Source organism: Bosea sp. F3-2, assembly GCF_008253865.1.
Taxonomy (GTDB): domain Bacteria; phylum Pseudomonadota; class Alphaproteobacteria; order Rhizobiales; family Beijerinckiaceae; genus Allobosea.
In genome coordinates this window covers 5,556,803-5,582,045 of the sequence record NZ_CP042331.1, presented here as the reverse complement: position 1 = coordinate 5,582,045, position 25,243 = coordinate 5,556,803, and the positions used below count along the sequence as shown (strand labels likewise).

Sequence of the window (25,243 nt, the reverse complement as noted above, 5' to 3'; positions counted from 1 at the left end):
CCAATAGAGGCCTTGCGTTCGGCCATGCTTTGGCCGAATTGCCCGCGTGGATAGCGACGGCTGCGCCGGTTCGCTCGGCGAAGGAGAGGAAGACATGACGGTCAAGGTGGCGATCAACGGCTTCGGCCGCATCGGGCGCAACGTTCTGCGCGCAATCATCGAGTCGAAGCGCAAGGACATCGAGGTCGTCGCGATCAACGATCTCGGCCCGGTCGAGACCAACGCCCACCTCTTCCGCTTCGACTCCGTCCATGGACGCTTCCCCGGCACCGTGACCGTTTCCGGCGACACGATCGATGTCGGCCGTGGCCCGATCAAGGTCACCGCCATCCGCGATCCGAAGGAGCTGCCGCACAAGGCGCTCGGCGTCGACATCGCGCTGGAATGCACCGGCCTCTTCACCACCAAGGACAAGGCTGCGGCGCATCTCGCCGCCGGCGCCAAGCGCGTGCTGGTCTCCGCTCCCTGCGACGGCGCCGACCTCACCGTCGTCTACGGCGTCAACAATACGGCCCTGTCCAAGGACCATATCGTCGTCTCGAACGCCTCCTGCACCACCAACTGCCTCGCGCCGGTGGTGAAGGTGCTGCATGACACGGTCGGCATCGACAAGGGCTTCATGACCACGATCCATGCCTATACCGGCGACCAGCCGACGCTGGACACCATGCACAAGGATCTCTACCGCGGCCGCGCCGCGGCGATGTCGATGATCCCGACCTCGACCGGCGCCGCCAAGGCGATCGGCCTGGTCATTCCCGAGCTCAAGGGCCGTCTCGACGGCACCTCGATCCGCGTGCCGACCCCGAACGTCTCGGTCGTCGACTTCAAGTTCCTCGCCAAGCGCAAGACCTCGGTCGAGAAGATCAACGACGCCATCATCAAGGCGTCGAAGCGCGGCCCGCTGAAGGGCATCCTCGGCGTCACCGACCAGCCGAATGTTTCGATCGACTTCAACCACGATCCGCATTCCTCGACCTTCGCCCTCGACCAGACCAAGGTCATGGACGACAAGTTCGTGCGCGTGCTGTCCTGGTACGACAATGAGTGGGGCTTCTCGAACCGCATGAGCGACACGGCCGTCGCCATGGCCGCCCTGCTCTGATCCACCGCATCGGACCGAAAAGTGGCTTCCACTTCTCGGGAGAATCCGATGCGGCAACGAAAACCGCCATGTCCCCGGCAAGGGGCATGGCGCATGAAAGCGAGGCCGCGCCGCGCGCGGCCGCGCCCTTTCCTCCAAGTTGCCGGAGAGCCCATGGCCAAGATCGAGCCGACTGTTACGTCCCCGGTGCCTTTCGAGGCGCCCGCCGTGACGCCGCCCCCCGCATTCAGCCCCGCTCCCGCAGCCGCGATGCCTGCATCGCCCGCACCCGCCATCGTCGGCTCCGCGGTGCCGGCTTCCGTCGAAACCGCATCGAAGCCCGACCCGCGCCAGCTCGATCAGCTCTCCCGCATCGAGGAGAAGGCGGCGCGCATCGAGGAGAAATTCGCCCGCTACGAGGCCGTCCTGACCCGCGCCGAGGCTTCGCTGGAGCGCAGCGCCCATAAGGTCGACGCCGCCGCCGGCACGATGGACTTCGCCTCCATCCGCGGCGAGATTTCTTCCCTGCGCGATCGCGTCGATGCAACGCCGCGCACCGGCACGCTGTTCCTGACCGCCATCGTCACGGCCGTTCTCACTGTCGCCCTCACCATTGTGGTGCTAAAATTTGGCGTACCCGGCCTGTTCGGGAGCCTGCTGACGCGATGAGCTTTCGGGACGTCGTCCTTCTCGCGGAGCCGCGCAGCTTGCGCTGGCGGCCGGTTGAGGGCGTCGGGCTGGAGCATTTCACGCTGCGCGGCACGCCGGCTGGCATTCGCGCCGAATCCGTGGTGATCGGCGAGCGCGGCGAAGGTAAGCCCTATGGCGTTTCCTATGCCATCGACTGCGGTCCGGACTTTGCCGTGACCGCCGTCACCATTGCCACGACTGACGGGCGCCGCGTGTTTCTGGAACGGCGTGACGGCGCTTGGCGCGATGTCTTTGGCGAGCGCCTGCCCGCTTTCGACGACTGCATCGACATCGACCTCGCCGGCACGCCCTTCACGAATACGCTGCCGATCCGGCGCGAGAGCTGGCAGCCCGGCCAGAGTCGCGAATTCGCGATGCTCTACATCCCCTTCGACAGCTTCGTGCCGCGGCTCGACCGGCAGGTCTACACCTGCCTGGAGCCGCGCCTGTTCCGCTATCAGGCGGCCGACCGCAGCTTCGAGGCCGATCTTTCTGTCGACGAGGACGGCCTCGTCGTCGATTATCCCAGCCTGTTCGAACGCATTTGAAGAGACGCCGATGACCGCCTTCCGTACCCTCGACGACGCCAATCTCGCCGGCAAGCGTGTCCTCGTCCGCGTCGACCTCAACGTCCCGATGGAGGACGGCAAGGTCAGCGACACCACCCGCATCGACCGCGTGCTGCCGACCATCCGCGAGATCGCCGACAAGGGCGGCAAGGTCATCCTGCTCGCGCATTTCGGCCGCCCGAAGGGCCGCGACGACAAGAACAGCCTGAGCCAGGTCGTGCCGGCGCTCACGCAGGCGCTCGGCCGCCCCGTCGCCTTCGTCGAGGACTGCATCGGCGAGCCGGTCGCCAAGGCCGTTGCCGCCGCGAAGAACGGCGATGTCCTGCTGCTGGAGAACACCCGCTTCCACCCCGGCGACGAGAAGAACGACGCCGATTTCGTCACGGCGCTCGCCGCCAATGGCGACATCTACGTCAACGACGCCTTCTCGGCCGCGCACCGCGCCCATGCCTCGACCGAGGGCCTCGCCCATGTGCTGCCGGCCTATGCCGGGCGGACCATGCAGGCGGAGCTGGAGGCGCTTTCCGCCGGCCTCGACAATCCCGCCCGCCCGGTGATGGCGATCGTCGGCGGCGCCAAGGTCTCGACCAAGCTCGACCTGCTCGGCAACCTCGTGAAGAAGGTCGACGTCCTCGCCATCGGCGGCGGCATGGCCAACACCTTCCTGGCGGCGCGCGGCGTCGATGTCGGCAAGTCGCTCTGCGAGCATGACCTGCTCGACACCGCCCGCGAGATCGAGGCCAAGGCCAAGGCCGCTGGCTGCGAGATCCTGCTGCCGGTCGATGCGCTGGTCGCGCGCGAGTTCAAGGCCCATCCCAGCTACCGGGTCGTGCCGACCGACGGTGTCGAGGCCGACGAGATGATCCTCGATGCCGGCCCGCTCAGCATCGCCGAGGTCGTGCTCCGGCTCGAGAAGGTGAAGACGCTGGTCTGGAACGGCCCCTTCGGCGCCTTCGAGCTGCCGCCCTTCGACACCGCGACCGTCGCCGTCGCCAAGGCCGCGGCCAGGCGCGTCAACGCCGGCGAGCTCGTCGCGGTCGCCGGTGGCGGCGACACCGTCTCGGCCATGAACCATGCCGGCGTCGCGGACAGCCTGTCCTATGTCTCGACCGCGGGTGGCGCCTTCCTCGAATGGATGGAAGGCAAGGCCCTGCCGGGCGTCGAGGCGCTGCGGAAAGCCTGATTCCGGCCGTTTCCCGAGGTGCCGCCCGGCAACGGAGCGGCCCTTCGCATTTTCAGCATGTCAGTGCTTTAGCTTTGCGCCGGTGGCGCTGACGCTCTAAATCCACCATCAGATCGATGAACCAAAGGGGAGTGCCATCGTGGCCCGTATCACGCTTCGCCAGTTGCTCGACCACGCCGCCGAGAACGACTACGGCGTGCCCGCCTTCAACATCAACAACATGGAGCAAGCGCTGGCGATCATGGCGGCGGCTGATGCGACCGACGCGCCCGTCATCATCCAGGCCTCGCGCGGCGCCCGCAGCTACGCCAACGACATCATGCTCAAGCACATGATGGACGCCGTCACCGAGATCTATCCGCATATCCCGGTCTGCGTGCATCTCGACCACGGCAACGAGCCGGCGACCTGCATGACCGCGATCCAGGCCGGTTTCACCTCGGTGATGATGGACGGTTCCCTCAAGGCCGACGGCAAGACCCCCGGCGACTGGGACTACAATGTCGGCGTGACCAAGACCGTGACCGACATGGCCCATCTCGGCGGCATCTCGGTCGAGGGCGAGCTCGGCGTGCTGGGCTCGCTGGAGAGCGGCGAGGGCGAGAAGGAGGACGGCCACGGCTTCGAGGGCAAGCTCAGCCACGACCAGCTCCTGACCAACCCCGACGAGGCGGTGAAGTTCGTCGCCGAGACCAAGGTCGATGCGCTTGCCATCGCCATGGGCACCTCGCACGGCGCCTACAAGTTCACCCGCAAGCCCGACGGCGCGATCCTGGCCATGCATGTCATCGAGGAGATCCACAAGAAGCTGCCGAACATGCATCTGGTGATGCACGGCTCCTCCTCGGTTCCGCAGGATCTCCAGGACATCATCAACCAGTATGGCGGCAAGATGCCCCAGACTTGGGGCGTGCCGGTCGAGGAGATCCAGCGCGGCATCAAGCACGGCGTGCGCAAGATCAATATCGACACCGACAACCGCATGGCGATGACCGGCCAGATCCGCAAGATTCTGTCCGAGAACCCCGGCGAGTTCGATCCGCGCAAGTACCTCAAGCCCGCCATGGAGGCAATGACCGCCCTCTGCAAGAAGCGGCTGGAGGAGTTCAACACCGCCGGCCAGGCCTCGAAGATCAAGCGGATCGTCACGCTCGCCGAGATGGCCAAGCGCTACGCCAAGGGCGAGCTCGACCCGACCTTCGGCGCCAAGAAAGCGGCGTGAGTTCTCTGAAGAACCCGGTTTCTTAGAGCCTGCTGATTTTACGCGGAAACACGCCGTCATCCCGGGCTTGACCCGGGATCCATCGGAGAGCGCCGAGCTCTATGATGGATTCCGGATCGCCGCCGCTTCGCGGCTTGTCCGGAATGACGGGGCCGTTTCCGCTAAAAATCAGCGTGCTCTGGCTTTCTCGAAAACCCGCCTGAACCATCGAACGCCGCAGGCAACCCCGGCGGCGTTTGCCGTTTCAGGTTTGCTCTTGATGGCCTAGGTCAATCGTCCTAAAAACAAATTGGGACGATTGACCTAGTCGATCCGACCGGGAATTCCGAACCGCCCCTGGAGGTTGAATTGGGCGCCGCCGATACCAGACAGCAAATCGTAGAAGCGGCCGACAGGCTGTTTTACGAGGTCGGTTTCGAGGCGACCGCCTTTGCCGATATCGCGGCCGCCACCGGCATCTCCCGCGGCAATTTCTATTACCACTTCAGAACCAAGGACGAGATTCTCGACGCGGTCATCGCACAGCGTGTGGAACGGAGCCGCGCTCTGCTCGCAGCTTGGCAGAATTCAGGCGACACGCCGCTCGATCATATCCGCTCCTTCACCGGGATGCTGATCGCTAACCGCACCAAGATCATGCTCTACGGCTGCCCTGTCGGCACGCTGTGTGCCGAGCTTGCCAAGCTCGATCATGCTGCGCTCGAACAGGCAGCCGGAATCTTCACGCTGTTCCGGGGATGGCTGGCGGGTCGCTTCGCCGCGCTCGGCCGGGCATCCGATGCCGATGCGCTCGCCATGCATCTGCTGATGCGCAGCCAGGGCATTGCGACATTGGCCGCAGCCTTCCGCGACGAAGCTTTCATTCGCCGCGAGTTCGCGGCGATCAACATGTGGCTCGACGCGCAAACTCCCTCTTCTGCTTCGCCCGAAGCCCCCTGATCCATCTCGAAAGGGAACTCTCATGTTCGTCGTCGCTCTCCGCTTCTCCGCCAACAAGGCGCAGGCTCCGGCCTTGGTGGAAGCCCACAACGAGTGGATCAGGCGTGGTTTCGAGGACGGCGTCTTCCTCATGACCGGCAGCCTGAAGCCCGGGCTCGGTGGCATGGTGCTCGCTCATGGCGTTACGCGCATCGACCTGGAAACCCGTGTCAATTCCGACCCCTTCGTCGCCGAGAATGTCGTCAGCGCCGAAATTCTGGAGATCGCACCCGGTCGCGCCGACGAGCGGCTCGCCTTCCTGCTGTCGTAGGCCGGGCGACGGCGCCGACACTTTCGCCGATGGACGCGCAGAACTCTGCATCGTACCCACCACGCAGGTCCGGGCCTTCACGCCTCTAGCGATTTCTGGTTGAAGGGCAGCCCCCCTTTCGCGCGTCTTCTGCCGGAACGCCATGTCGATCGTCTTCTCCGCCTTGGTCGCGGTCTTCGTCGGCTTCGCCGCCTCGGTTGCCGTCATCCTCTCCGCGGCGCAGACGCTCGGCGCGACAGCCGGGCAGACCGTCTCCTGGATCGCGGCGCTCGCCGTCGCGACCGCGATCTCCAGCGCCTGGCTGTCCTGGCGCTACCGCCTGCCGATGATCTGTGCCTGGTCGACGCCGGGAGCTGCCCTCATCGCCGCTGCCAGCGGCTTCGACATGGCGTCGGCGGTCGGCGCTTTCCTGCTCGCCGCAGTGCTGATGATGCTCACCGCCGCCTTCCGCCCGCTCGGCCGGCTGATCGAGCGCATCCCGATGCCGGTCGCGTCCGCGATGCTGGCAGGCGTCATCTTCCGCTTTGTCGTCGCCGTCTTCGACGAGATGCGGCTATCGCCGGCGCTCGTCCTGCCGCTGCTCGCGGTCTTCCTCGTCGCGCGGCTGATCACCCCCTTCCTCGGCGTGATCGCCGCTCTGCTTGCCGGCATCGCCATCAGCTTCGCTGGCGGCCTCGCCCAATGGCCAGCCGGGGGACTCGCGTTGACCGGCCTCGAATTTGTCACGCCGCGCTTCGATATTGCCGCCATGCTCGGCATCGGCGTCCCGCTCTACCTCGTCACCATGGCCGCCCAGAACCTGCCGGGCTTCGCCGTGTTGCGCGCCGCCGGCTATGGCCCACCAACGGCGCCCGCCCTCTTCGTCACCGGCCTGACCTCGCTCGTCACCGCGCCCTTCGGCGCGCATATGACCAACATGGCCGCGATCAGCGCCTCGATCTGCACCGGCGGCGACACCCATCCCGATCCGAAGCAGCGCTGGAAAGCCGGCGTGGTCTATGGCGCGCTCTGGCTCACCGTCGCCGGCTTTGCCGGCCTGCTGATCGCGCTGGTGCTCGCCATGCCCAAAGCGCTGATCGTCGCGGTCGCCGGCCTCGGCCTCGTCGGCTCGCTCACCGGGGCGCTCGCCCAGGCCATGTCCTCCGACAGGGAGCGCTTCGCCGCTGTCGTCGCCTTCGCCGTCGCGGCCTCCAGCCTCTCGCTTTTCGGCATCGGCTCCGCCTTCTGGAGCCTGATTGCTGGGCTCGTGGTCTTGACATTGGACTTCGCTGCGGGCCGTTTGCGCAGCCGATCATGACCATGCACTCCTCCCCCACCCGCCTGATGCTCGTCACCCCGCCCGTCGAGGACGCGGAGGCGATCGTCTTTCGCCTGATGCAAGCCATGGCAGGCGGCGACATCGCCGCCATCGTGCTGCGCCTCACGCCCGGCGACGACCGCAGCCGCATCGAGCGCGTCAAGCGCCTCGCCGGGCCGGTCCAGGCCAATAACGTCGCCCTCGTCGTCGAGGACAGCGCGCTCGTCGCGACCCGCGGCGGCGCCGACGGCGTGCATGTCACCGGCGGCCCCGAGGCGATCGCCGAGGCCCGTTCCAGCCTGCGCAATGAGCGCATCATCGGCGCCGGCAGCCTGCGCGCCCGCCACGATGCGATGGATGTCGGCGAGGCCGGCGTCGACTATGTGATGTTCGGCGAGCCGCGCGCCGACGGCAGCGTGCCGCCGCTTGCCGCCGTCATCGAGCGTGCCGGCTGGTGGGCCGAGATCTTCGAAACGCCCTGCGTCGCCTATGCGCCCGATGCCGAATCGGTCCCCGCGCTGGTCGAGACCGGGGCCGAGTTCGTCGCGCTCGGCGCCTGGGCCTTCGAGGAGGGCCAGGATATCCGCGCACTTGTCGAGGCTACCAATGCCGCGATCGCCGCGTTCGCGGCGCGAAAGGCGGCGCGATGAAGCATCTCGCCCGCCTTGCCTGCCTCGCCGGCTCCATGCTGGTTGCGGCACCGGCTTGGGCCGCGCCCGACGCGGACAATGCCTATGGCGCCTATCAGGTCGGCCACTACCGGCGCGCCCTGTCCGAGGCGCTTAAGCGCATCGAGACCAACAGCGGTGACGCCGCCGCGATGACGCTGCTCGGCGAGCTCTATCGCCAGGGGCTCGGTGTTGCGCCCGACCAGAAGGTCGCGACCGAATGGTATGAGCGGGCCGAGGCGCGCGGCGACATCAATGCCGCCTTCGCTCTGGCGACCCAGCTCCTCGACGAGAAGAGCGGCAAGCGTGATCCGACCCGCGCCGGCGCCTTGCTTGAAAAGGCGGCTGCAGCCGGCCATCCGGCCGCCAACTACAATCTCGGGCTGACCCTGCTCGCCACCGGCCGCGAGGCTGATGACCAGCGCGCCGTCACCTGCCTGGAGACCGCCGCCAAGGCCAATGTCAGCGACGCCATGTACGCCCTCGGCGTGCTGGCGAAGCAGGGCCGCGGCATGCCGGCGAACGAGGAGACGGCCGCACACTGGATGAAGCGGGCGGCTGCGGCCGGCAATGTTCCCGGCATGGTCGAATATGCGATCATGCTGTTCAACGGCACCGGCGTGTCCAAGGATGAGGCGCGCGCGGCGAAGCTGTTCCAGCGCGCCGCCGCGGGCGGCAACCCGATTGCCCAGAACCGTCTGGCCAAGCTGTACCAGTTCGGCCTGGGCATTCCGCCCGACACGATCGAGGCCGCCGCCTGGCATCTCGCCGCCCGCGCGCAGGGCCTCGACGATCCCGGCCTCGACGGCCTGTTCGGCCGGCTGAAGCCCGAACAGCAGGCCCGCGCCGCGCGCATTGCGGCCAGCCGCATCAGCAGCGCCGTCTTGACGGCGCAGTAAGAGCCGCGCAAGTGACGGTTCGCTATTCCTGCCGGGCGCATCACCAGCGCCGCTGGCTCATCGCGCCGTTGCGGCGCGCAAGAGGTTCCGATGATCCGCTCCCCCCTGATGACCGTGATGACCGACGCCGTGATGAAGGCGTCCCGCTCGCTGAAGCGCGACTTCGGCGAGGTCGAGAACCTGCAGGTTCTGGCCAAAGGTCCCGGCGACTTCGTCTCCAAGGCCGATCACAAGGCGGAACAGATCCTGCGCGAGGCGCTGGAGAAGGCTCGCCCCGGCTATGGCTTCGTCATGGAGGAAAGCGGCGTCGTCCACGGCAAGGACGAGAGCAACCGCTGGCACATCGACCCGCTCGACGGCACCCACAACTTCCTGCGCGGCATCCCGCACTGGAACATCTCGGTCGCGCTGGAGCGCGACAACCAGTTCATCGCCGGCGTGGTCTATGATGCCGCCAAGGACGAGATGTTCATGGCCGAGAAGGGTAAGGGCGCCTATGTCAACAACCGCCGCCTCCGCGTCTCCGGCCGCAGCGAGCCGGCCGAGATGCTGATCGGCACCGGCATCCCGCATATCGGCAAGGGCGGCCACGGCCAGTTCCTGCGCGAGCTCGCGGCCGTGATGCCGCGTTTCGCCAATGTCCGCCGCATGGGCTCGGCCGCGCTCGACATCGCCTATGTCGCCGCCGGCCGCATGGACGCCTATTGGGAGCGCGGCCTCAACACCTGGGATTTTGCGGCAGGCGCCGTGCTGATCCGCGAGGCGGGTGGCACCTTCGGCACGCTCGACGGCAAGCCAGTGACGAGCGCGAAGGACATCATCTGCGGCAACGAGGCCGGCGAGCGGGCGCTGAGCGCCGCGCTGAAGACCGCCGCCGCCTGAGAAGCTGTCCGGTCGCACCAGCCCTCATCCTGAGGAGCCGCAAAGCGGCGTCTCGAAGGATGAGGGCTGAGGAGGTTTTCGAACCGGCTCTGAGACGGAACTGTAGCTCTTTCGTGCTTGATCCCTGAGGCGTGGGAGGCGACAGTCCCCCCGCACTCCGAGGCGAACGGAAGACGACTGATGGCGAACGAGGATTTCGCGGCCGAGCCGGCGACGGCCGCAACCCTGCGGACGGAGACCCGTTTCTCACGCCCGCTTCGCTACGTCGTCCGCGCGCTCATCTTCATCGCGCTGATCGGCTTCCTCGGCTACATCCTCCACAGCGGCCTGACCCAGGCCTTCATGACCAATCCGGGGCTGAACGGCCTCATCGTCGGCGCGCTGCTCGTCGGCGTGCTGATCGCCCTGCGCGAGCTCTGGCGCCTCCATAGCGAAGCCCGTGCCGCGACCCGCCTCGCCGCCGCCCCGGCCCAGGCGAAAGTCCGGCGCGGTCAGGTCATCGCCCCCCTCGGCGCCGTGCTGCCGGCACTCGAGGGCGGCACGCTGGCTCCGGCGCAAGCCGTTTCCGCCCTCGAGTCGATCGCGGTCAGGCTCGATGACGGGCGCGAGGTCCTGCGCTATCTCGCGGGGCTGCTCGTCTTCCTCGGCCTGCTCGGCACCTTCTGGGGCCTGCTCGAAACGGTCGGCTCGGTCGGCACCGTGATCAAGTCGCTGCGTACCGGCGCCGAAGCCGGCGTGCTCTTCGACGAGCTGAAGGCCGGGCTTTCCGCCCCGCTCGCCGGCATGGGCCTGTCCTTCTCGTCCTCGCTCTTCGGCATCGCCGGTTCGCTGATTCTCGGCTTCCTCGACCTTCAGGTGGCGCAGGCGCAGCGCCGCTTCCGCAACGAGGTGGAAAGCTGGCTCGGCACCCGGACCGCAACGCCGGAGACCATCGCGCCCCTGCTTGCCGCCGATAATCCGTTCTCCGACCGCTTCGAGAAGCTGAGCGTTGCGATGGCGGACGGCGCCTCGAACAACCGTGCGGCGACCCAGGCGCTCGCCAACCTCGCCGAGGGCATCCAGGGCCTCGTCCAGCATATGCGCTCCGAGCAGCAGATGATCCGCGACTGGGTCGAGGCGCAGGCCACGCGCGAGAAGGATCTGAAGCGGCTGATCGAACGCCTTACGGCTGACCAGATCACCGAGCCATGATCGCCATCGGCACCTCAGGAACCTGACCCATGGCCCTCTCCCGCGCCCATCGCCGCGAGGACGCGAATTTCTGGCCCGGCTTCGTCGACGCGCTCTCGACGATGCTGATCGGCATCGTCTTCCTGCTCACGGTCTTCGTCCTCGGCCAGTTCTTCCTCTCACAGGAGTTGACCGGCAAGGACACCGCGCTGGAACGCCTCAACAAGCAGATCTCCGAACTCACCGACCTGCTCGCGCTCGAGCGCGCCTCGAACCGGCAGGCGCAGGAGAGCCTGCAGCTCATGCAATCGACCCTGACGCGCGAGCAGGACGAGCGCAGCCGCCTGCAGGGCCAGCTCGCCACCCAGGACAATGGCGCTCCGGCCCAACTCGCCGAAACGCAGAAAGCGCTGGACGCCGAAAAGCAGCTGTCCGCCCGCGCCCAGGCGACGGTCGATCTCGTCAACCAGCAGATCCTCGCCATGCGCCGCCAGCTTGCGGCGCTGGAGGAGGCGCTCGCCGCCTCGGAGGCCAAGGACAAGGAATCGCAGACCCGCATCTCCGAACTCGGCTCGCGGCTCAACGTCGCGCTCGCCCAGCGCGTCCAGGAACTCGCGCGCTACCGCTCGGATTTCTTCGGGCGCCTGCGGCAGGTGCTCGGCACCCGGCCTGACATCCGTGTCGTCGGCGACCGCTTCGTTTTCCAGTCGGAGGTCTTCTTCGATGCCGGTCAGGCCGTGCTGAAGCCCGAAGGCAAGGACGAGCTCGACAAGCTCGCCGCCATCCTGCTCGATCTCGGCCGCGAGATGCCGCCGGACCTGCCCTGGATCCTGCGCGTCGACGGCCATACCGACAACCGCCCGATCAAGACGGCCCAGTTCCCCTCGAACTGGCATCTCGCCTCGGCGCGCGCCATCGCGGTCGTCGAATACCTGATCTCGCGCGGCCTGCCGACCGATCGTGTCGCCGCCACCGGCTTCGGCGAATATCAGCCGCTCGACGTCGCCAATACCGACGAGGCACACCGCCGCAACCGCCGTATCGAGTTCAAGATCACGGAGCGCTGAGCATGTCCGTCCGGCGCCTCTCTTTCGCAATCGCTGGGGCTCTCGCGCTGATGCTGACAGCCCCGGCCTCGGCCCAGGCGCCCAACGGCGGTGGGCGCTACCTCCACGACATGCTGAAGCAGCCGACCTATCGCGAGGCCTGGACACGCATGGTCGGCAAGCTCGGCCCGCGCGAAGCCTGGCTCAAGGCAGACCAGCTGAGTGGTCCGGGCGGACCCAGCACGATCGTCACCGTCGGCGGCCAGACCTTCGAGCGCGTCGACACCTGCAAGCGCCACGATTGCGGCGATAACCGGTTCTATGCGCTGTTCTCGCCCGACGGCAGCGAGGCGCTCGGCGTTCTCATCCAGCCCGGCAATATCCGCTTCTTCGGCCAGCCCAGCGAGGCACAACAGCGCGCGCTGGTGGGACCTTAGGTCTCGTGGACACTTGGCCAAGCTGGCCTTGCTGTGGCAGCGCCGTCATTCCGGGGCAGGCCGAAGGCCTGAGCCCGGAACCCATGAACACTGTCTCAGCAGGAAGAGCAGTGCTCCGAACCGGTCCGGCTATATCTGGAGCGTCGTGTTCATGGGTTCCGGGCTCGGCCCAAGGGGCCGCCCCGGAATGACGGCTTTTGTCCCGCTCTGTCCTAAGCCGCTTCCAGCCCGAACTGCAGCGCGGCCAGGCGCGCATAAAGCCCGCCGCGCGCCTTGAGCTCGGCATGCGTGCCTTCCTCGACGATGCGGCCATCTTCCATGACGAGGATGCGGTCGGCCGAGAGGATGGTCGCGAGACGATGCGCCACGACCAGTGTCGTGCGCCCCAGCATCAGCCGGTCGAGCGCATCCTGAACCGCCCGTTCGCTTTCCGAGTCGAGCGCGCTCGTCGCCTCGTCGAGCAGCAGGATGGGCGCATCCTTGAGGATCGCCCGCGCGATGGCGAGGCGCTGGCGCTGCCCGCCCGACAGCGTGACGCCACGCTCGCCGACGATCGTGTCGTAGCCCTGCGGCAGCGCCCGGATGAACTCATCGGCCGCTGCGAGTCGCGCCGCGGCCTCGACCTCCTCCCGCGAGGCGTCGGGGCGGCCATAGGCGATGTTGTCCCGCACCGAGACGCCGAAGACGGTCGGCTCCTGCGGCACCAGTGCGAAGCGCTCGCGCCAGACCTCCGGATCGGCCTCAGGGCCAGCGACACCGTCGACGACGACGCGCCCGTCCTGTGGATCGTAGAAGCGCAGCGCGAGCTGCAGCACCGTGCTCTTGCCCGCGCCGGATGGCCCGACCAGCGCCACGCGCTCACCCGGACGAATCGAGAAGCTCAGATTCGACAGCGCCGGGCCGACCCGGCTGGGATAGCTGAACGAGACGTTCTCGAAAGCGAGTTCGCCGAGCGAGGGCCCCGGCATCCGCTTGGGATGCGGCGGCGCGGCGATCGCGGGCTTCAGGGCCAGGATCTCGCCGAGCCGGCTCGAGGCGCCAGCCGCCGCGCTGATGTCGCCATAGACCTCGGAGAGCTGGCCGAGCGAGCTTGCCGCCAGCACCGCATAGAGGATGAACTGCGAAAGCCGGCCGCCGGTCATCCGTCCGTCGAAGACCTCGGTCGCCCCCGTCCAGAGCACGCAGACGACGCTGGCGCTGACCAGGAAGATCGCGACGCCGGAGAGCAGCGCGCGCGAGGCTGTGGCCTCCCGCGAAGCGGCATAGGCCTCGTCGGAGGCGGTCTCGAAGCGGGCCGAGGTCTGGCGGGCGGCCCCGAAGGACTGCATCGTCCGGATCGCGCCGACAGCCTCGGCAGCGAAGGCGGAGGCATCGGCCAGCCTGTCCTGCGCCGCCCGCGCCCGCTTGCGAACCGAACGGCCCGAAAGGACCAGCGGAACGACGATCAGCGGGATCACGCCGATGACGATGGCGGAGAGCCGCGGGCTCGTCGCCACCATCAGCCCGAGCGCGCCCAGCGCCATGATGGCGTTGCGCAGGGCGATCGAGGCGGTCGAGGCGAAGGTCGACTTGATCTGGGTCGTGTCGGCGGTCAGCCGCGAGACGAGGTCGCCCGCCTTGCTCGAATCGAAGAAGGCCGGCTCCAGCCGTGTCAGGTGGCGGAAGACATCGGCGCGCAACGAAGAGACGATGCGCTCGCCGATGGTCATGACGAGATAGAAGCGCGCCGAACTCGCCAGCGCCAGCACGGCGACCACGCCGATCAGCAGGATGAAGTAGCTATTGGCGAGCTGCCGTTCGCCGCCGGCGAAACCGACATCGATGACGCGCCGGACGGCCATGGGCAGCACCAGCGTCGCCAGCGACGCGATCACCAGCGCGACGAGCGCGAAGGCGATCCGCGCCTTCTGCGCGCGCGCATAGGGCCAGAAGGTCGCGAGAGAGCGGAAGTCGGGACGCGCCTTCTTGTCGTTCTTGTCAACCTCGGCCACGCGCCGAACCTCCTTCGTCTCGCGCACGCGACGCGCGCGCTTTTTCAACCAATATCAATCTCGCCGGTGAAGCCCATGGCGGCGCGCTTGGCAAACGACGCATCGCCGCAGGGGCCTCCTCCTTGCCGGTTAAGCTTGCGCTGAAGCCCCGGCTGCGATATGTGCACGCGACTTCACGACAGGCTCATCCGAATTCTTTCGACGGGCCGGGCAGGCTCGCCTGCTTGTCGACACGCCCGTTTTGTAAGGTTTCGAGGATTTCGTCATGGCCAAGACCGGCATCCACCCTGACTATCACACCATCAAGGTCGTCATGACCGATGGCACCGAATATTTCACCCGCTCGACCTACGGCAAGGAAGGGGACACCCTGAACCTTGACATCGACCCGAAGACGCATCCGGCCTGGACCGGCGGCACCCAGCAGCTGATGGACCGCGGCGGCCGCGTCTCGCGCTTCAACTCGCGCTTCGGCGGCCTGGGCGCGATCGGCAAGAAGTGATGCTGCGGCGCTGCGGCGCCGTCGTTGATCCAAGACAAGAAAACCCGGCCTCACGGCCGGGTTTTTTGTTTTCGGGACCGGGCGCGTGCGGTGTTTTCACGGAACCACTGCCGTCATTCCGGGGCGAGCGCCCTCGGGTCCGACCTTCGGTCGGCCCAAGGATAAACTCCGCGCTCGAGCCCGGAACCCATGAACTCGACTCTGATCCAGAAAAGCGCGGACAGCGCTGGGAACCCCTCTCCTGTAAGGAGAGGGGCAGGGGTGAGGTGAAGCGCTGGACCAGTAAGGCGTCAACCTTACCGCAGCAGCGACCATCTCACGGCTACTCGTTCGACGGCCTACCCCTCACCCTGCCCTCTCCCTCCGGGAGAGGGTTCCCCGCGCTCGCTGAATCGGTGTCGAGTTCATGGGTTCCGGGCTCGCCGCTGTGCGGCGCCCCGGAATGACGGCAGTGGTTCCGCCAAAACACCGCACGATCCAGCGGCCTCCGGACAGGCGTTCCCTCAGCGCCTCATGCCGAGGCGCGCCTGCAAGCTCGCCAACTGATCCTGAACCGGATTGCCGGCTTCGCGGTGGGTCTCGGTTCCCGACATCTGGTTTTCGAGATGGCGCACGCGGGCTTGCAGCCGCTGCGAATGCGCCATCAGGTCACGCAGGCGCTCCGGCAATTGTGCGACGATGTGCTCGGCGGGCGCGATCATCGGGTCGCTGATCTTGACCTTGTTGTGCTCGCTCCTGGCCTGCTCGGCCGTGAGTTCGCCTTCGGCCACCGCGCGCTGGACCAGAAGCCAGGAGGCGATCTGCATCAGCCGCGTCGTCAGGCGCATGCTCTCGGTGGCATAGGTCAGCGCGATCTCGCGCGGCAGCGCCGCCGCTTCCTTGCGCCCCTCTCCGTCGAGATAGGCGGCGGTCTGTTCCACCAGCCCCATGCCTTCGCGAAACAGCAGCATGAAGGCCTCCGAACGGACGAAACGGCGCGCAAAGGAAAGCGCGCCCTCCTCCGTCGGCGGATCGAGCAGCTGGACGTCGTTCATGCGGTGTCTCCCATCGGCACAAGCCCGTGCGCCTTTGGAACGCGCCACGGATCATGCCGCTGACGTGGCAAGGATAACGCCGATCGCGTTTCCGGACGCCGCTAAGATGTCGTTAACCTTAACAGGGCTACACCGCTATGGCGGAAACGCGGCCGGCGGCCCATCCGGGCACAAGCAGCGGCCCTCTCCACAAAAAGGCGCGAGGGAGCGCAAAAACAAAAAAAGAGCCGCCAAAGGCGGCTCGAAGGTCAACAGGGAGGCGTCAAACAGAGTGGGCAGGAGCCACTCGACATCCAGACAAACTGGATGATGCGATTCATAATTTGGAATCATTAACGCCCCCTTAACGGGCGTTTCTTTTTGACGCTTTTTTCAGGCGAGTTTCCGGAAGAACGCATCCGCCGCGGAGCGGGACGCATCCTTGCGTGCCCGAGCCTCGGCCAGGCGTTCGATCTCGGCTTTCAGCACGGCGATGCGCTCATCGATCTCTGCGAGCGAGAGCATCGACAGGTCCTGCCCGATCTCGTGCACACTCTTCGGTTTGGGGCGATCATCCTCCGGGAATATCGACATGGCGGCCTCGCATCTGCTCAAACTGCGCGCGGCAAGCTACCCCACTCGCGGCCGCAGTCACGCTGCACCGCATCATGATGAAGGACGATAGGCCATGGCGCAAATCCCGGAGACGATGACGGCGATCGGCATCCCCAGCCCGGGAGGCCCGGAAGTCCTGCGCCCCGAAACCCGCCCTGTACCGCGGCCCGGCCCCGGCCAGATCCTCGTCGCCATTGCCTCGGCCGGCGTGAACCGCCCCGATGTCCTGCAACGCCAAGGCGGCTACACCCCGCCGCCGGGCGCCTCCGACATCCCAGGCCTCGAATTCGCCGGCAAGGTCGTCGCGCGCGGCGAAGGGGCGGAGCGCTTCGCGATCGGCCAGCAGGTCTGTGCTCTCGTCCCCGGCGGCGGCTACGCCGAATACGCCGTCGTTCATGAGAGCAATGCGCTGCCCGTGCCGAAAGGCTTTTCGATCGTCGAAGCGGGCGCCGTGCCTGAGACCTACTTCACCGTCTGGACCAATGTCTTCCAGCGCGGGCGCCTGCAGGCGGGCGAGAGCTTCCTTGTCCATGGCGGCTCTTCCGGCATCGGCACCACCGCGATCCAGCTCGCCAAGGCCTTCGGCGCGACCGTGCTGGCGACGGCCGGCTCCGACGAGAAATGCCGTGCCTGCCGCGAGCTCGGCGCCGACCACGCGATCAACTACCGCGCGGAGGATTTCGTCGCCGCGGCAAAAGCGGCGACGGCAGGCCGCGGCGTCGATCTCATCCTCGACATGGTCGGCGGCGACTATATCGACCGCAACTATGAGGCTGCTGCCGATCAGGGCCGCATCGTCCAGATCGCCTTCCTCAACGGCCCGAAGACATCAGCCAATTTCAGCCGCCTGATGCTGAAGCGCCTGACCCATACCGGCTCGACGCTGCGTCCCCGCACCGTCGCCGAGAAGGCCGCCATCGCCGCCGAGCTGCACGAGAAGGTCTGGCCGCTGCTGGAGGCCGGGCGCTGCAGGCCGCAGATCCATGCGACGTTCCCGCTCGCCCAGGCCGCGGATGCCCACCGCCTGATGGAATCGAGCGTCCATATCGGCAAGATCGTGCTGACGGTGTGAGAGTTCCATGCTTTTCGTGGACACTGGCCACGCCCTCGCCTATAAGGCGCGCCATCCTGCTCATCGTCGATGATTTGGATGGCCGGCCGGGGAGGCCGGTCGGCGCATGAGAGCTTTTGTCCGCGACCCTGCCTTGACGAGCCCGATCGGGCGCGAAGGCCTTCCAGGAGACGCCCCGTGTCACAAACCCCGCTGATGCCCAAGGCCACCGCGGTCTGGCTGGTCGAGAACACCTCGCTGACCTTCGAGCAGATCGCCGAGTTCTGCAAGCTGCACCCGCTCGAGGTGCGCGGCATCGCCGATGGCGAGGTGGCGGCCGGCATCAAGGGCCTCGACCCGATCACCTCGGGCCAGCTCACCCGCGAGGAGCTTGAGCGCGCCGCCAAGAACCCGAACCATCATCTGCGCCTCGCCGAGCGCAAGGTGAAGGTGCCGGAGGTCAAGCGCGCCAAGGGTCCGCGCTACACCCCGGTCTCGAAGCGCCAGGACCGTCCGAACGCGATCCTCTGGCTGCTGCGCAACCATCCCGAGCTCAAGGACGCGCAGATCATCCGCCTGATCGGCACGACCAAGTCGACCATCGCCCAGATCCGCGACCGGACGCACTGGAACGCCCAGCAGCTCACCCCGATCGACCCGGTCAGCCTTGGCCTGTGCTCGCAGATCGACCTGGACTTCGAGGTCGGCCGCGCCGCCAAGGATCGCCCGGCCGCCTTGGCCGAAGCCGGCTCGACCCTGCTGCCAGCCGAAGAGACCACCGCGCCGGCGCCCGCGCGCAGCGAAAGCCAGCCCTTCGCCGATATGAGCCGCCCAAAGCGCGAGGAGGAGGCGGCGATCGACGTCGATTCCGTCTTCGCCAAGCTGAAGCAGCTCAAGCGCCCGGCCGACGAAGACGACGAGGGCTGAGGCCTCCTTCCGACCGTCATGCTCGGGCTTGGCCCGAGCATCTCTTCGACAAGATTCTCGGATCAGCGCTCCGCACCGCCCGAGAATGACGCGGGGTTGGCTACCCGATCCCCTTGCCCTTCAGCGCCGTACCGATCTCGTCGAGCACCCCTGCGTCCTCGATCGTCGCCGGCACGGCATAATCCTCGCCGTCCGCGATCTTCTTCATCGTTGCCCGCAGGATCTTGCCGGAGCGCGTCTTCGGCAGCCGGTTCACCGTCACGGCGAGCTTGAAGGCCGCCACTGGGCCGATCCGCTCGCGCACCAGCGCGACCAGCTCCTTCTCGACCTCGGCCGGTGACTGGCTGACACCCGCCTTCAGCACGACGAAGCCGCAAGGCTGCTCGCCCTTGAGTGCGTCGCGGATGCCGACGACCGCGCATTCCGCCACGGCCGGATGCGCTGCCAGCACTTCCTCCATCCCGCCCGTCGAAAGCCGATGGCCGGCGACATTGATGATGTCGTCGGTGCGCCCCATGATGAAGACATAGCCGTCCTCGTCGATGAAGCCCGCATCCGAGGTGTTGTAGTAGCCCGGATAGGTCATCAGATACGACTGCCGAAAGCGCTCGTCGTCGTTCCAGAGCGTCGGCAGGGCGCCGGGCGGCAGCGGCAGCTTCAACACGATCGCGCCCATCGTGCCCGGCTTCACCGGATGGCCGGCCTCATCCAGGCACTGCACGTCCCAGCCCGGCAGCGGCACCGTCGGCGAGCCGTGTTTCACCGGCAGCAGGCCGAGGCCCAGCGGATCACCGACGATCGGCGAGCCGCTCTCCGTCTGCCACCAATGGTCGATCACCGGCACCTTCAGCAGGTCCTCGGCCCATTTCAGGGTCTCGGGGTCGGCCCGCTCGCCAGCGAGGAACAGCGCCTTAAACCGCGACAGGTCGTGGCCTGCGAGATGCCTGCCCTCGGGATCCTCCTTGCGGATGGCGCGGAAGGCGGTTGGCGCCGTGAACAGCACCTTGACGCCATGCTCGGCGATGACCCGCCAGAAAGCGCCAGGATCGGGGGTGCCGACCGGCTTGCCCTCATAGAGCACGCTGGTCGCACCCTGGATCAGCGGCGCATAGACGATGTAGCCGTGGCCGACGACCCAGCCGACATCAGAGGCGGTGAACATCACCTCGCCGGGCTTGACGTCGAAGAGCTGATCCATCGTCGCCTTGAGCACGACCATGTGCCCGCCATTGTCGCGCACCACGCCCTTAGGCTTGCCGGTCGTGCCGGAGGTGTAGAGGATGTAGAGCGGGTCGGTCGCTGCGACCTCGACGCAATCAGCCTTGCGCCCGGCCGCCTTCGCCACGGCGACCAGCGTGCGCCAGTTCTTGTCACGGACAGCATGCATCGAGGCGTCGGCCTCCGGCCGCTGCAGCACGACGCAGGTCTGCGGCTTGTGCCGGGCCATCTCGATCGCGCCATCGAGCAGTGGCTTGTACTCGACCACCCGCGTCGGCTCGATGCCGCAGGTCGCGGTCAGGATCACCTTGGGCTCGGCATCATCAATGCGCGTCGCCAGCTCCTTCGCCGCGAAGCCGCCGAACACCACCGAATGCACCGCACCGATACGGGCGCAGGCCAGCATGGCGAAGGCCGCCTCGGGCACCATCGGCATGTAGATGATGACGCGGTCGCCCTTGGCGACGCCGAGATCCTGCAGCACGGCAGCGAGCGTCGCGACCTCGTCGAGTATCTGGCTGTAGGTGTATTTGGCCTTCGTCCCGGTCACCGGGCTGTCGTAGATCAGCGCGATCTGCTCGCCGCGCCCATCGCGCACATGCCGGTCGAGCGCGTTGAAGCAGGTATTGCAGGTCGCATCCGGAAACCAGCGGCCATAGATGCCGGCCGAGGCGTCGAAGGCCCTCTCCGGCGGCCGGATCCAATCGATTCCCTTGGCGATCTCGAGCCAATAGGCGTCCGGATCGGCCTGCCAGCTTGCATAGGTTTCGCGATAGCCTTCGGCGGGGCGGGCGGGTGCCGCATGGGAGCCATTCATCGGAAGCGTTCCTCTGCGCCGGGTTTCGTCCTAAAGCCCCGAAAGCGAGCCGGCGATGGCGGGGCTGGTTTTGCGCGGAATCCTGCGCACTCCCCTCGGTCAGCGCAAGCTTGCACGTTTAAGACTTTCGCCCATCCCATTCTGCACCTCTAGAGGCTGTTAGGGACCGTGGAAACGATTTGATGAGGTCAAAACGGTGGAGATGGGAGGAGCATTGCGCTGCCGATACGTCCGTATCGGCAAGCGATGCGACGCTGCAGATCCACCGTTTTCACCTCACCCGCAGGGCGCGGCGCTTTTGCGCGACTGCCGCGTCATTCTTCGTAGCAAACCAAAAGGTTTGCGTCCTCGAACTCCTTGCATTCGCGCAAAATCGCCAGCGTCAAATCGCTTCCACGGTCCCTAACAGCCTCTAGGCCCTGCGGCGCAGCGTCACCCATGTCCTTCGACCTCGTCTTCTTCGCCGCCATGGTGCCGGCCGTCATCCTGACGGGGCTCGCGAAAGGTGGCTTTTCCGGGCTCGGCCTGCTCTCCCTGCCGCTGATGGCGCTCGTCGTCTCGCCGGTGACGGCGGCGGCGATCATGCTGCCGCTCTTGATCGCGCAGGACGTGGTCTCGGTCTGGTCCTACCGGCGTGACTTCGACCGCCGCAATCTCGCGACGCTGGCGCCCGGAGCGCTGCTGGGCATCCTCGCCGGTTATCTGCTGGCGGCGAAAGTCTCGGATGCGGCCGTCGTTCTCGCCGTTGGACTCATTTCGGTCGGCTTCGCGCTGCGCCGCATGCTGACCGACGGCAAGAAGCCGGCGGTTGCGACGCAGGCGAACTGGAGCGCTGGCGGTCTCTGGGGCTTCCTCTGCGGCTTCACCAGCATGGTCGCCCATGCCGGCGGCCCGCCCTTCCAGATCTATGTCATGCCGCAGAAGCTGCCGCCCGCCGTCTTCGTCGGCACCGGCGCGATCTTCTTCGCCGCGATGAATTGGGTGAAGCTCATCCCCTATCTCGCGCTCGGCCAGCTCAACGGCCAGAACCTCATGGCCTCCGCCGCGCTGCTGCCTTTCGCCATCGCGGCGACCTTCGCCGGGGTCTGGCTGGTCCGGCGGGTTCCGGCCGAGCGCTTCTACGGCATCGTCTACTGGCTCTTGCTCCTCGTCGGCCTGAAGCTGGTCTTCGACGGGGTGCGCGACCTGCACCTTTTGGGCTGAGCTGCCACCGCGCGATTGCGCCGCATCGGAAAAAGGGATGGATTACGCAAGGGCGCGCTAGCCGCTAAGGCTTCCCGCGCTTGCGTGGAAGGTTTTCCGATGACCCGTTCGGCCTATGACACCGATCTCGACCGCAACCCGGCGAATTTCCAGCCGCTGACGCCGCTCACTTTCCTTGAGCGTGCAGCCGCCGTCTTCCCGAGCCGCACGGCGATCATCCACGGCCCGCTCCGCCGCTCCTATGCCGAGTTCTATGCCCGCTCGCGCCGGCTCGCATCCGCTCTGGCGAAGCACGGCATCGGCAAGAACGACACGGTCGCCGCGATGCTGCCGAACACGCCGGCCATGCTCGAATGCCATAACGGCGTGCCGATGGCCGGCGCCGTGCTCAACACGTTGAACACCCGGCTCGATGCCGCGATCATCGCCTTCTCGCTCGACCATGGCGAGGCCAAGGTGCTGATCTGCGACCGCGAATTCTCGAAGACGATCAAGGAGGCGCTCGCGCTCTGCAAGGCGAAGCCGCTGGTCATCGACTATGACGACCCGGTTTATGACGGGCCCGGCGAACGCCTCGGCAGCATCGAGTACGAGGACTTCATTGCCGGCGGCGACCCGGATTTCGACTGGCAGATGCCATCAGACGAATGGGACGCCATCGCGCTGAACTACACCTCCGGCACCACCGGCGACCCCAAGGGCGTGGTCTATCACCACCGCGGAGCCAATCTGCTCGCCACCTCCAACGTCATCACCGGCAATATGGGCCGGCATCCGGTCTATCTCTGGACCCTGCCGATGTTCCACTGCAACGGCTGGTGCTTCCCCTGGACGATCTCGATCGTCGCCGGCACCCATGTCTGCCTGCGGCAGGTCCGCGCCAAGGCGATGTACGATGCGCTGGCCGACCATGGCGTCACCCATCTCTGCGGCGCGCCGATCGTGATGTCGACGCTGCTCAACGCCCCAGCCGACGAGCGGCGCGACTTCCCGCAGACGGTCTCCTTCTTCACCGCCGCCGCCCCGCCGCCCGAGGCGGTGCTCGCCGGCATGAAGCAGGCAGGCTTCGAGGTGACGCATCTCTACGGCCTGACCGAATGCTACGGCCCCTCCGTCGTCAACGACTGGAACGACGACTGGAATGCGCTTTCCCCCGCCGATCAGGCGGCCAAGAAGGCGCGCCAGGGCGTGCGCTACCCGGCACTGGAGGGGCTCGACGTGCTCGACCCCGAGACGATGCAGCCCGTCCCGCGCGATGGGCAGACGCTCGGCGAGGTGATGATGCGCGGCAATGTCGTGATGAAGGGCTACCTGAAGAACCCGAAATCGACCGGGGCCGCCTTCACTGGGGGCTGGTTCCACACCGGCGACCTTGGCGTGCGTTATCCGGACGGCTACATCCAGCTCAAGGATCGCTCGAAGGACATCATCATCTCCGGCGGCGAGAACATCTCCTCGATCGAGGTCGAGGATGCGCTCTACAAGCACCCCGCCGTGCAGGCGGCAGCCGTAGTGGCGCGGCCCGACGAGAAATGGGGCGAGACACCCTGCGCTTTCATCGAGCTAAAGCCTGGCCAGACCGCGACCGAGGCCGAGATCATCGCCTGGTGCAAGCAGCACCTCGCTTCGTTCAAATGTCCGCGGACCATCGTCTTCGCCGAGGTGCCGAAGACCTCGACCGGCAAGATCCAGAAATTCCGCCTGCGGGAGATGGCGCGGGCGCTCTGAGGAGCCCGCGCCAGAGATCGGCGTCAAGTCCGGCCCAGGCGTCCTTCAGGCGTGTAGCGATCGACCGCCTCCGGCAGCACCCGCGACAGCCGCGCGAGCAGGTCTTCGCGAGACAGCCCGGTCTGGCGCGCGATAGCGTCGATGACCTGCGGGCCGAGCGCCTGCTCCAGCTCGTTCGGCGCGACCTCCTCGTTCGGCCCCTGGCGCACCCAGGAATCGGCCTTCTGGCCCTGCCCCGCCTGGTTGAAGCGGTCGACCAGCTCGCCGAGCCCGTTGTTGACCATCGCACCGACGCCGCCCGCCCCCAGCAAGCCACCGAGGCTGCCGAGAAGCCCGCCACCCTCCTGCGGCAGCGCTTGCGCCTGCCCGGGTTGCGGTGCGGACGAGGGAACCTGTCCCGGCTCCGGCTGGCCGCGACTGCCGAGCCACTCGGCGATCTTGTCGCGGTTTTGATAGCCCGCCACGGCCAGAAGGCCGAGCAAGGCCGTCAGGGACGGGAAACCGCTGCTGCTGTTGTCGTCACTCACGGCAATCACTCCTCTGTCCTGGAATAGGCTCGTGGATCAGACCGCGCGATTGCGGCCGGAAATGGCGGCCCAGATGACGAGCACGACGATCGCGCCGACGATGGCGCCGATCAGCCCTGCTCCCTGGCCCGGTGCGTACCAGCCGAGTGACTGGCCGAGATAGGTCGCGACGAAAGCGCCGATGATGCCGAGGATCGTCGTCAGTACAAAGCCGGACGGCTCGTTCGAGCCCGGCATGATGAACTTGGCGACGATCCCGGCGATGAAGCCGATGATGATGGTCCAGACGATGCCCAAGGTTGCCTCCCCTTTGGATGAGCGCCCGGCCTCAACGGCTGATCGCGCAAGATGTTCCTGCGCGATTGCGTCATCCTGTTGACGGCCCTCGGCAAGGCAAGCGCCAACAAAAAACCGGCCCCTTTCCGGGGCCGGTCCATCCGCATCGTCGAACGCTTGATCGTCGAATTCTTGGCGGGCTACAGCATCGGACCGAAAAGTGGAATCCACTTTTCGGAAAGATCCGATGCGATAACAAATACATAGATCACCCCTCTCGCGTCCGATAGGACGCGCGGCGATCTAGGCCGCCCGCTCTCGCCTCAATGCAAGGTGCGCATGGGCATCGTCTGCCTGACGCGCTCGATCTCATCCTTCAGTTGCAACTTCTTCCGCTTCAACTCTGCGACGCTGAGGTCGCTCGATGACGGGCTCAACACGGCCTGTGCGATCGCGTCTTCGAGCTGACGGTGCTTGCGCTCGAGTTCCGCAAGACGGGTTTGCAACGACATCTGGATCCTCCTGATGAGCGGTTGACGTCTCAATCTGGCATAGAGCTGGCTTCACGTCTTCCCTGTGATGTCACACGGCATTCATGAGATTCTGTGATCCTAGCCAGTCCGTTTCCGGAAAGCCGTGAATAGGACGACCTTCTAGCCCTCGTGCCGCCACGCCCGCTCTTGCGATGGGCGTCGCGGCAAAGGCATAGTCGCGCGCAAGTGCGGCGATGATGAGATGGCCATGGGATTCGAGCTCAGCCCGGAAGAGGTCGAGACCTTCACCGCGGAGCTGGCGCGGCTGCGCGAGGAGCACCGCGATCTCGACAGCGCCATCGACGCGCTGGAACGGGTCGGCTCGGTCAACCAGGTTCAGGTGCAGCGGCTGAAGAAGCGCAAGCTCTACCTGAAGGACCGCATCGCCCAGATCGAGGACGCGCTGACGCCCGACATTATCGCCTGACGCCGCTTCCTTCGGCGGC

Annotated in this window: 28 protein-coding genes; 21 read left to right on the top strand and 7 right to left on the bottom strand. The window is 66.7% G+C overall.

The window, feature by feature from the left end:
* Window positions 1-94 precede the first annotated feature (94 nt).
* The 14 genes from gap to FQV39_RS25785 all read left to right on the top strand — a co-directional run bounded on the left by gap (window position 95) and on the right by FQV39_RS25785 (window position 12,396).
* On the top strand, window positions 95-1,105 hold the full coding sequence (gene gap / locus FQV39_RS25850) for a type I glyceraldehyde-3-phosphate dehydrogenase (protein WP_149132903.1): 1,011 nt from the start codon (window positions 95-97) through the stop codon (window positions 1,103-1,105).
* Window positions 1,106-1,258: 153 nt separating this feature from the next.
* Window positions 1,259-1,753, top strand: a complete 495-nt coding sequence (locus FQV39_RS25845) for a hypothetical protein (protein WP_149132902.1) — start codon at window positions 1,259-1,261, stop codon at window positions 1,751-1,753.
* Window positions 1,750-2,322 (top strand): putative glycolipid-binding domain-containing protein, encoded by a 573-nt coding sequence (locus tag FQV39_RS25840; RefSeq protein ID WP_149132901.1) that lies wholly within the window; start codon window positions 1,750-1,752, stop codon window positions 2,320-2,322. Before FQV39_RS25845 ends, FQV39_RS25840 begins: the two co-directional genes overlap by 4 nt.
* A gap of 10 nt (window positions 2,323-2,332) precedes the next feature.
* Entirely contained in the window at window positions 2,333-3,526 is a 1,194-nt protein-coding gene (locus FQV39_RS25835) for a phosphoglycerate kinase (RefSeq protein ID WP_149132900.1), read from the top strand.
* Window positions 3,527-3,665: 139 nt separating this feature from the next.
* Complete coding sequence (fba, locus tag FQV39_RS25830) at window positions 3,666-4,748, top strand: class II fructose-bisphosphate aldolase (RefSeq protein ID WP_149132899.1); 1,083 nt, start codon at window positions 3,666-3,668, stop codon at window positions 4,746-4,748.
* Window positions 4,749-5,096: 348 nt separating this feature from the next.
* Window positions 5,097-5,687 carry a TetR/AcrR family transcriptional regulator gene (locus tag FQV39_RS25825; RefSeq protein ID WP_149132898.1) on the top strand — a complete coding sequence of 197 codons (591 nt, stop codon included), beginning with the start codon at window positions 5,097-5,099 and terminating at the stop codon, window positions 5,685-5,687.
* 22 nt (window positions 5,688-5,709) lie between these two features.
* Window positions 5,710-5,997, top strand: coding sequence for a YciI family protein (locus tag FQV39_RS25820; protein ID WP_149132897.1), 288 nt, complete (start codon window positions 5,710-5,712; stop codon window positions 5,995-5,997).
* Between the two features lie 142 nt (window positions 5,998-6,139).
* Complete coding sequence (locus FQV39_RS25815) at window positions 6,140-7,294, top strand: benzoate/H(+) symporter BenE family transporter (protein ID WP_149132896.1); 1,155 nt, start codon at window positions 6,140-6,142, stop codon at window positions 7,292-7,294.
* On the top strand, window positions 7,291-7,944 hold the full coding sequence (locus FQV39_RS25810) for a thiamine phosphate synthase (protein ID WP_149132895.1): 654 nt from the start codon (window positions 7,291-7,293) through the stop codon (window positions 7,942-7,944). The genes FQV39_RS25815 and FQV39_RS25810 overlap by 4 nt, the downstream gene beginning before the upstream one ends.
* Entirely contained in the window at window positions 7,941-8,861 is a 921-nt protein-coding gene (locus FQV39_RS25805; protein WP_149132894.1) for a tetratricopeptide repeat protein, read from the top strand. The genes FQV39_RS25810 and FQV39_RS25805 overlap by 4 nt, the downstream gene beginning before the upstream one ends.
* A 90-nt stretch (window positions 8,862-8,951) precedes the next feature.
* Window positions 8,952-9,743, top strand: coding sequence for an inositol monophosphatase family protein (locus tag FQV39_RS25800; RefSeq protein WP_149132893.1), 792 nt, complete (start codon window positions 8,952-8,954; stop codon window positions 9,741-9,743).
* 180 nt (window positions 9,744-9,923) lie between these two features.
* A complete protein-coding gene (locus FQV39_RS25795; RefSeq protein ID WP_248313143.1) occupies window positions 9,924-10,934 on the top strand; it encodes a flagellar motor protein MotA in 1,011 nt (336 codons plus the stop codon).
* A 29-nt stretch (window positions 10,935-10,963) separates the two neighbouring features.
* Window positions 10,964-11,980 (top strand): peptidoglycan -binding protein, encoded by a 1,017-nt coding sequence (locus tag FQV39_RS25790; RefSeq protein ID WP_149132892.1) that lies wholly within the window; start codon window positions 10,964-10,966, stop codon window positions 11,978-11,980.
* A gap of 2 nt (window positions 11,981-11,982) precedes the next feature.
* Window positions 11,983-12,396, top strand: a complete 414-nt coding sequence (locus FQV39_RS25785) for an Ivy family c-type lysozyme inhibitor (RefSeq protein ID WP_149132891.1) — start codon at window positions 11,983-11,985, stop codon at window positions 12,394-12,396.
* A gap of 212 nt (window positions 12,397-12,608) precedes the next feature.
* Here the strand turns inward: FQV39_RS25785 and FQV39_RS25780 are convergent, their stop codons facing one another.
* Entirely contained in the window at window positions 12,609-14,387 is a 1,779-nt protein-coding gene (locus FQV39_RS25780) for an ABC transporter transmembrane domain-containing protein (RefSeq protein ID WP_149132890.1), read from the bottom strand.
* 265 nt (window positions 14,388-14,652) lie between these two features.
* Here FQV39_RS25780 and rpmE point away from each other — a divergent pair, with 265 nt between their 5' ends.
* On the top strand, window positions 14,653-14,889 hold the full coding sequence (gene rpmE / locus FQV39_RS25775) for a 50S ribosomal protein L31 (RefSeq protein WP_149132889.1): 237 nt from the start codon (window positions 14,653-14,655) through the stop codon (window positions 14,887-14,889).
* Window positions 14,890-15,392: 503 nt separating this feature from the next.
* On the opposite strand, the gene rcdA is transcribed toward rpmE, so the two are convergent.
* Window positions 15,393-15,923, bottom strand: a complete 531-nt coding sequence (rcdA, locus tag FQV39_RS25770) for a protease adaptor protein RcdA (RefSeq protein WP_149132888.1) — start codon at window positions 15,921-15,923, stop codon at window positions 15,393-15,395.
* A 372-nt stretch (window positions 15,924-16,295) separates the two neighbouring features.
* On the bottom strand, window positions 16,296-16,496 hold the full coding sequence (locus tag FQV39_RS25765; RefSeq protein WP_149132887.1) for a DUF1192 domain-containing protein: 201 nt from the start codon (window positions 16,494-16,496) through the stop codon (window positions 16,296-16,298).
* Between the two features lie 94 nt (window positions 16,497-16,590).
* Here FQV39_RS25765 and FQV39_RS25760 point away from each other — a divergent pair, with 94 nt between their 5' ends.
* Window positions 16,591-17,589 (top strand): NAD(P)H-quinone oxidoreductase, encoded by a 999-nt coding sequence (locus FQV39_RS25760; RefSeq protein WP_149132886.1) that lies wholly within the window; start codon window positions 16,591-16,593, stop codon window positions 17,587-17,589.
* Window positions 17,590-17,766: 177 nt separating this feature from the next.
* On the top strand, window positions 17,767-18,495 hold the full coding sequence (locus tag FQV39_RS25755; RefSeq protein ID WP_149132885.1) for a DUF1013 domain-containing protein: 729 nt from the start codon (window positions 17,767-17,769) through the stop codon (window positions 18,493-18,495).
* Window positions 18,496-18,595: 100 nt separating this feature from the next.
* On the opposite strand, the gene FQV39_RS25750 is transcribed toward FQV39_RS25755, so the two are convergent.
* On the bottom strand, window positions 18,596-20,530 hold the full coding sequence (locus FQV39_RS25750; protein WP_149132884.1) for a propionyl-CoA synthetase: 1,935 nt from the start codon (window positions 20,528-20,530) through the stop codon (window positions 18,596-18,598).
* Window positions 20,531-20,968: 438 nt separating this feature from the next.
* Between FQV39_RS25750 and FQV39_RS25745 the strand changes: the two genes are divergently transcribed.
* Together FQV39_RS25745 and FQV39_RS25740 are read left to right on the top strand one after the other, a co-directional pair.
* Complete coding sequence (locus tag FQV39_RS25745) at window positions 20,969-21,733, top strand: sulfite exporter TauE/SafE family protein (RefSeq protein ID WP_149132883.1); 765 nt, start codon at window positions 20,969-20,971, stop codon at window positions 21,731-21,733.
* 99 nt (window positions 21,734-21,832) lie between these two features.
* Complete coding sequence (locus FQV39_RS25740; RefSeq protein WP_149132882.1) at window positions 21,833-23,461, top strand: acyl-CoA synthetase; 1,629 nt, start codon at window positions 21,833-21,835, stop codon at window positions 23,459-23,461.
* A gap of 23 nt (window positions 23,462-23,484) precedes the next feature.
* On the opposite strand, the gene FQV39_RS25735 is transcribed toward FQV39_RS25740, so the two are convergent.
* Both FQV39_RS25735 and FQV39_RS25730 read right to left on the bottom strand, forming a co-directional pair.
* On the bottom strand, window positions 23,485-23,988 hold the full coding sequence (locus FQV39_RS25735; protein WP_248313142.1) for a YidB family protein: 504 nt from the start codon (window positions 23,986-23,988) through the stop codon (window positions 23,485-23,487).
* Window positions 23,989-24,024: 36 nt separating this feature from the next.
* Window positions 24,025-24,285 carry a GlsB/YeaQ/YmgE family stress response membrane protein gene (locus tag FQV39_RS25730; protein WP_149132881.1) on the bottom strand — a complete coding sequence of 87 codons (261 nt, stop codon included), beginning with the start codon at window positions 24,283-24,285 and terminating at the stop codon, window positions 24,025-24,027.
* Between the two features lie 51 nt (window positions 24,286-24,336).
* Between FQV39_RS25730 and FQV39_RS25725 the strand changes: the two genes are divergently transcribed.
* On the top strand, window positions 24,337-24,531 hold the full coding sequence (locus tag FQV39_RS25725) for a hypothetical protein (protein WP_149132880.1): 195 nt from the start codon (window positions 24,337-24,339) through the stop codon (window positions 24,529-24,531).
* Between the two features lie 56 nt (window positions 24,532-24,587).
* On the opposite strand, the gene FQV39_RS25720 is transcribed toward FQV39_RS25725, so the two are convergent.
* Window positions 24,588-24,776, bottom strand: coding sequence for a YdcH family protein (locus FQV39_RS25720; protein WP_149132879.1), 189 nt, complete (start codon window positions 24,774-24,776; stop codon window positions 24,588-24,590).
* A 229-nt stretch (window positions 24,777-25,005) separates the two neighbouring features.
* On the opposite strand from FQV39_RS25720, the gene FQV39_RS25715 reads away from it, so the two are divergent.
* Window positions 25,006-25,224 (top strand): YdcH family protein, encoded by a 219-nt coding sequence (locus FQV39_RS25715; RefSeq protein ID WP_112579711.1) that lies wholly within the window; start codon window positions 25,006-25,008, stop codon window positions 25,222-25,224.
* Window positions 25,225-25,243: the final 19 nt, after the last annotated feature.

Excerpts from the sequence above, each read along its gene's own strand:
- gap (WP_149132903.1), top strand. The coding sequence starts at position 95 with ATGACGGTCAAGGTGGCGATCAACGGCTTCGGCCGCATCGGGCGCAAC.
- rcdA (WP_149132888.1), bottom strand. The coding sequence starts at position 15,923 with ATGAACGACGTCCAGCTGCTCGATCCGCCGACGGAGGAGGGCGCGCTT.
- FQV39_RS25760 (WP_149132886.1), top strand. The coding sequence starts at position 16,591 with ATGGCGCAAATCCCGGAGACGATGACGGCGATCGGCATCCCCAGCCCG.
- FQV39_RS25765 (WP_149132887.1), bottom strand. The coding sequence starts at position 16,496 with ATGTCGATATTCCCGGAGGATGATCGCCCCAAACCGAAGAGTGTGCAC.
- FQV39_RS25715 (WP_112579711.1), top strand. The coding sequence starts at position 25,006 with ATGGGATTCGAGCTCAGCCCGGAAGAGGTCGAGACCTTCACCGCGGAG.
- FQV39_RS25795 (WP_248313143.1), top strand. The coding sequence starts at position 9,924 with ATGGCGAACGAGGATTTCGCGGCCGAGCCGGCGACGGCCGCAACCCTG.
- FQV39_RS25725 (WP_149132880.1), top strand. The coding sequence starts at position 24,337 with ATGTTCCTGCGCGATTGCGTCATCCTGTTGACGGCCCTCGGCAAGGCA.
- FQV39_RS25810 (WP_149132895.1), top strand. The coding sequence starts at position 7,291 with ATGACCATGCACTCCTCCCCCACCCGCCTGATGCTCGTCACCCCGCCC.
- FQV39_RS25835 (WP_149132900.1), top strand. The coding sequence starts at position 2,333 with ATGACCGCCTTCCGTACCCTCGACGACGCCAATCTCGCCGGCAAGCGT.
- FQV39_RS25815 (WP_149132896.1), top strand. The coding sequence starts at position 6,140 with ATGTCGATCGTCTTCTCCGCCTTGGTCGCGGTCTTCGTCGGCTTCGCC.
- FQV39_RS25820 (WP_149132897.1), top strand. The coding sequence starts at position 5,710 with ATGTTCGTCGTCGCTCTCCGCTTCTCCGCCAACAAGGCGCAGGCTCCG.
- FQV39_RS25720 (WP_149132879.1), bottom strand. The coding sequence starts at position 24,776 with ATGTCGTTGCAAACCCGTCTTGCGGAACTCGAGCGCAAGCACCGTCAG.
- rpmE (WP_149132889.1), top strand. The coding sequence starts at position 14,653 with ATGGCCAAGACCGGCATCCACCCTGACTATCACACCATCAAGGTCGTC.
- FQV39_RS25790 (WP_149132892.1), top strand. The coding sequence starts at position 10,964 with ATGGCCCTCTCCCGCGCCCATCGCCGCGAGGACGCGAATTTCTGGCCC.
- FQV39_RS25800 (WP_149132893.1), top strand. The coding sequence starts at position 8,952 with ATGATCCGCTCCCCCCTGATGACCGTGATGACCGACGCCGTGATGAAG.
- FQV39_RS25805 (WP_149132894.1), top strand. The coding sequence starts at position 7,941 with ATGAAGCATCTCGCCCGCCTTGCCTGCCTCGCCGGCTCCATGCTGGTT.
- FQV39_RS25750 (WP_149132884.1), bottom strand. The coding sequence starts at position 20,530 with ATGAATGGCTCCCATGCGGCACCCGCCCGCCCCGCCGAAGGCTATCGC.
- FQV39_RS25840 (WP_149132901.1), top strand. The coding sequence starts at position 1,750 with ATGAGCTTTCGGGACGTCGTCCTTCTCGCGGAGCCGCGCAGCTTGCGC.
- FQV39_RS25845 (WP_149132902.1), top strand. The coding sequence starts at position 1,259 with ATGGCCAAGATCGAGCCGACTGTTACGTCCCCGGTGCCTTTCGAGGCG.
- FQV39_RS25745 (WP_149132883.1), top strand. The coding sequence starts at position 20,969 with ATGTCCTTCGACCTCGTCTTCTTCGCCGCCATGGTGCCGGCCGTCATC.
- FQV39_RS25785 (WP_149132891.1), top strand. The coding sequence starts at position 11,983 with ATGTCCGTCCGGCGCCTCTCTTTCGCAATCGCTGGGGCTCTCGCGCTG.
- FQV39_RS25740 (WP_149132882.1), top strand. The coding sequence starts at position 21,833 with ATGACCCGTTCGGCCTATGACACCGATCTCGACCGCAACCCGGCGAAT.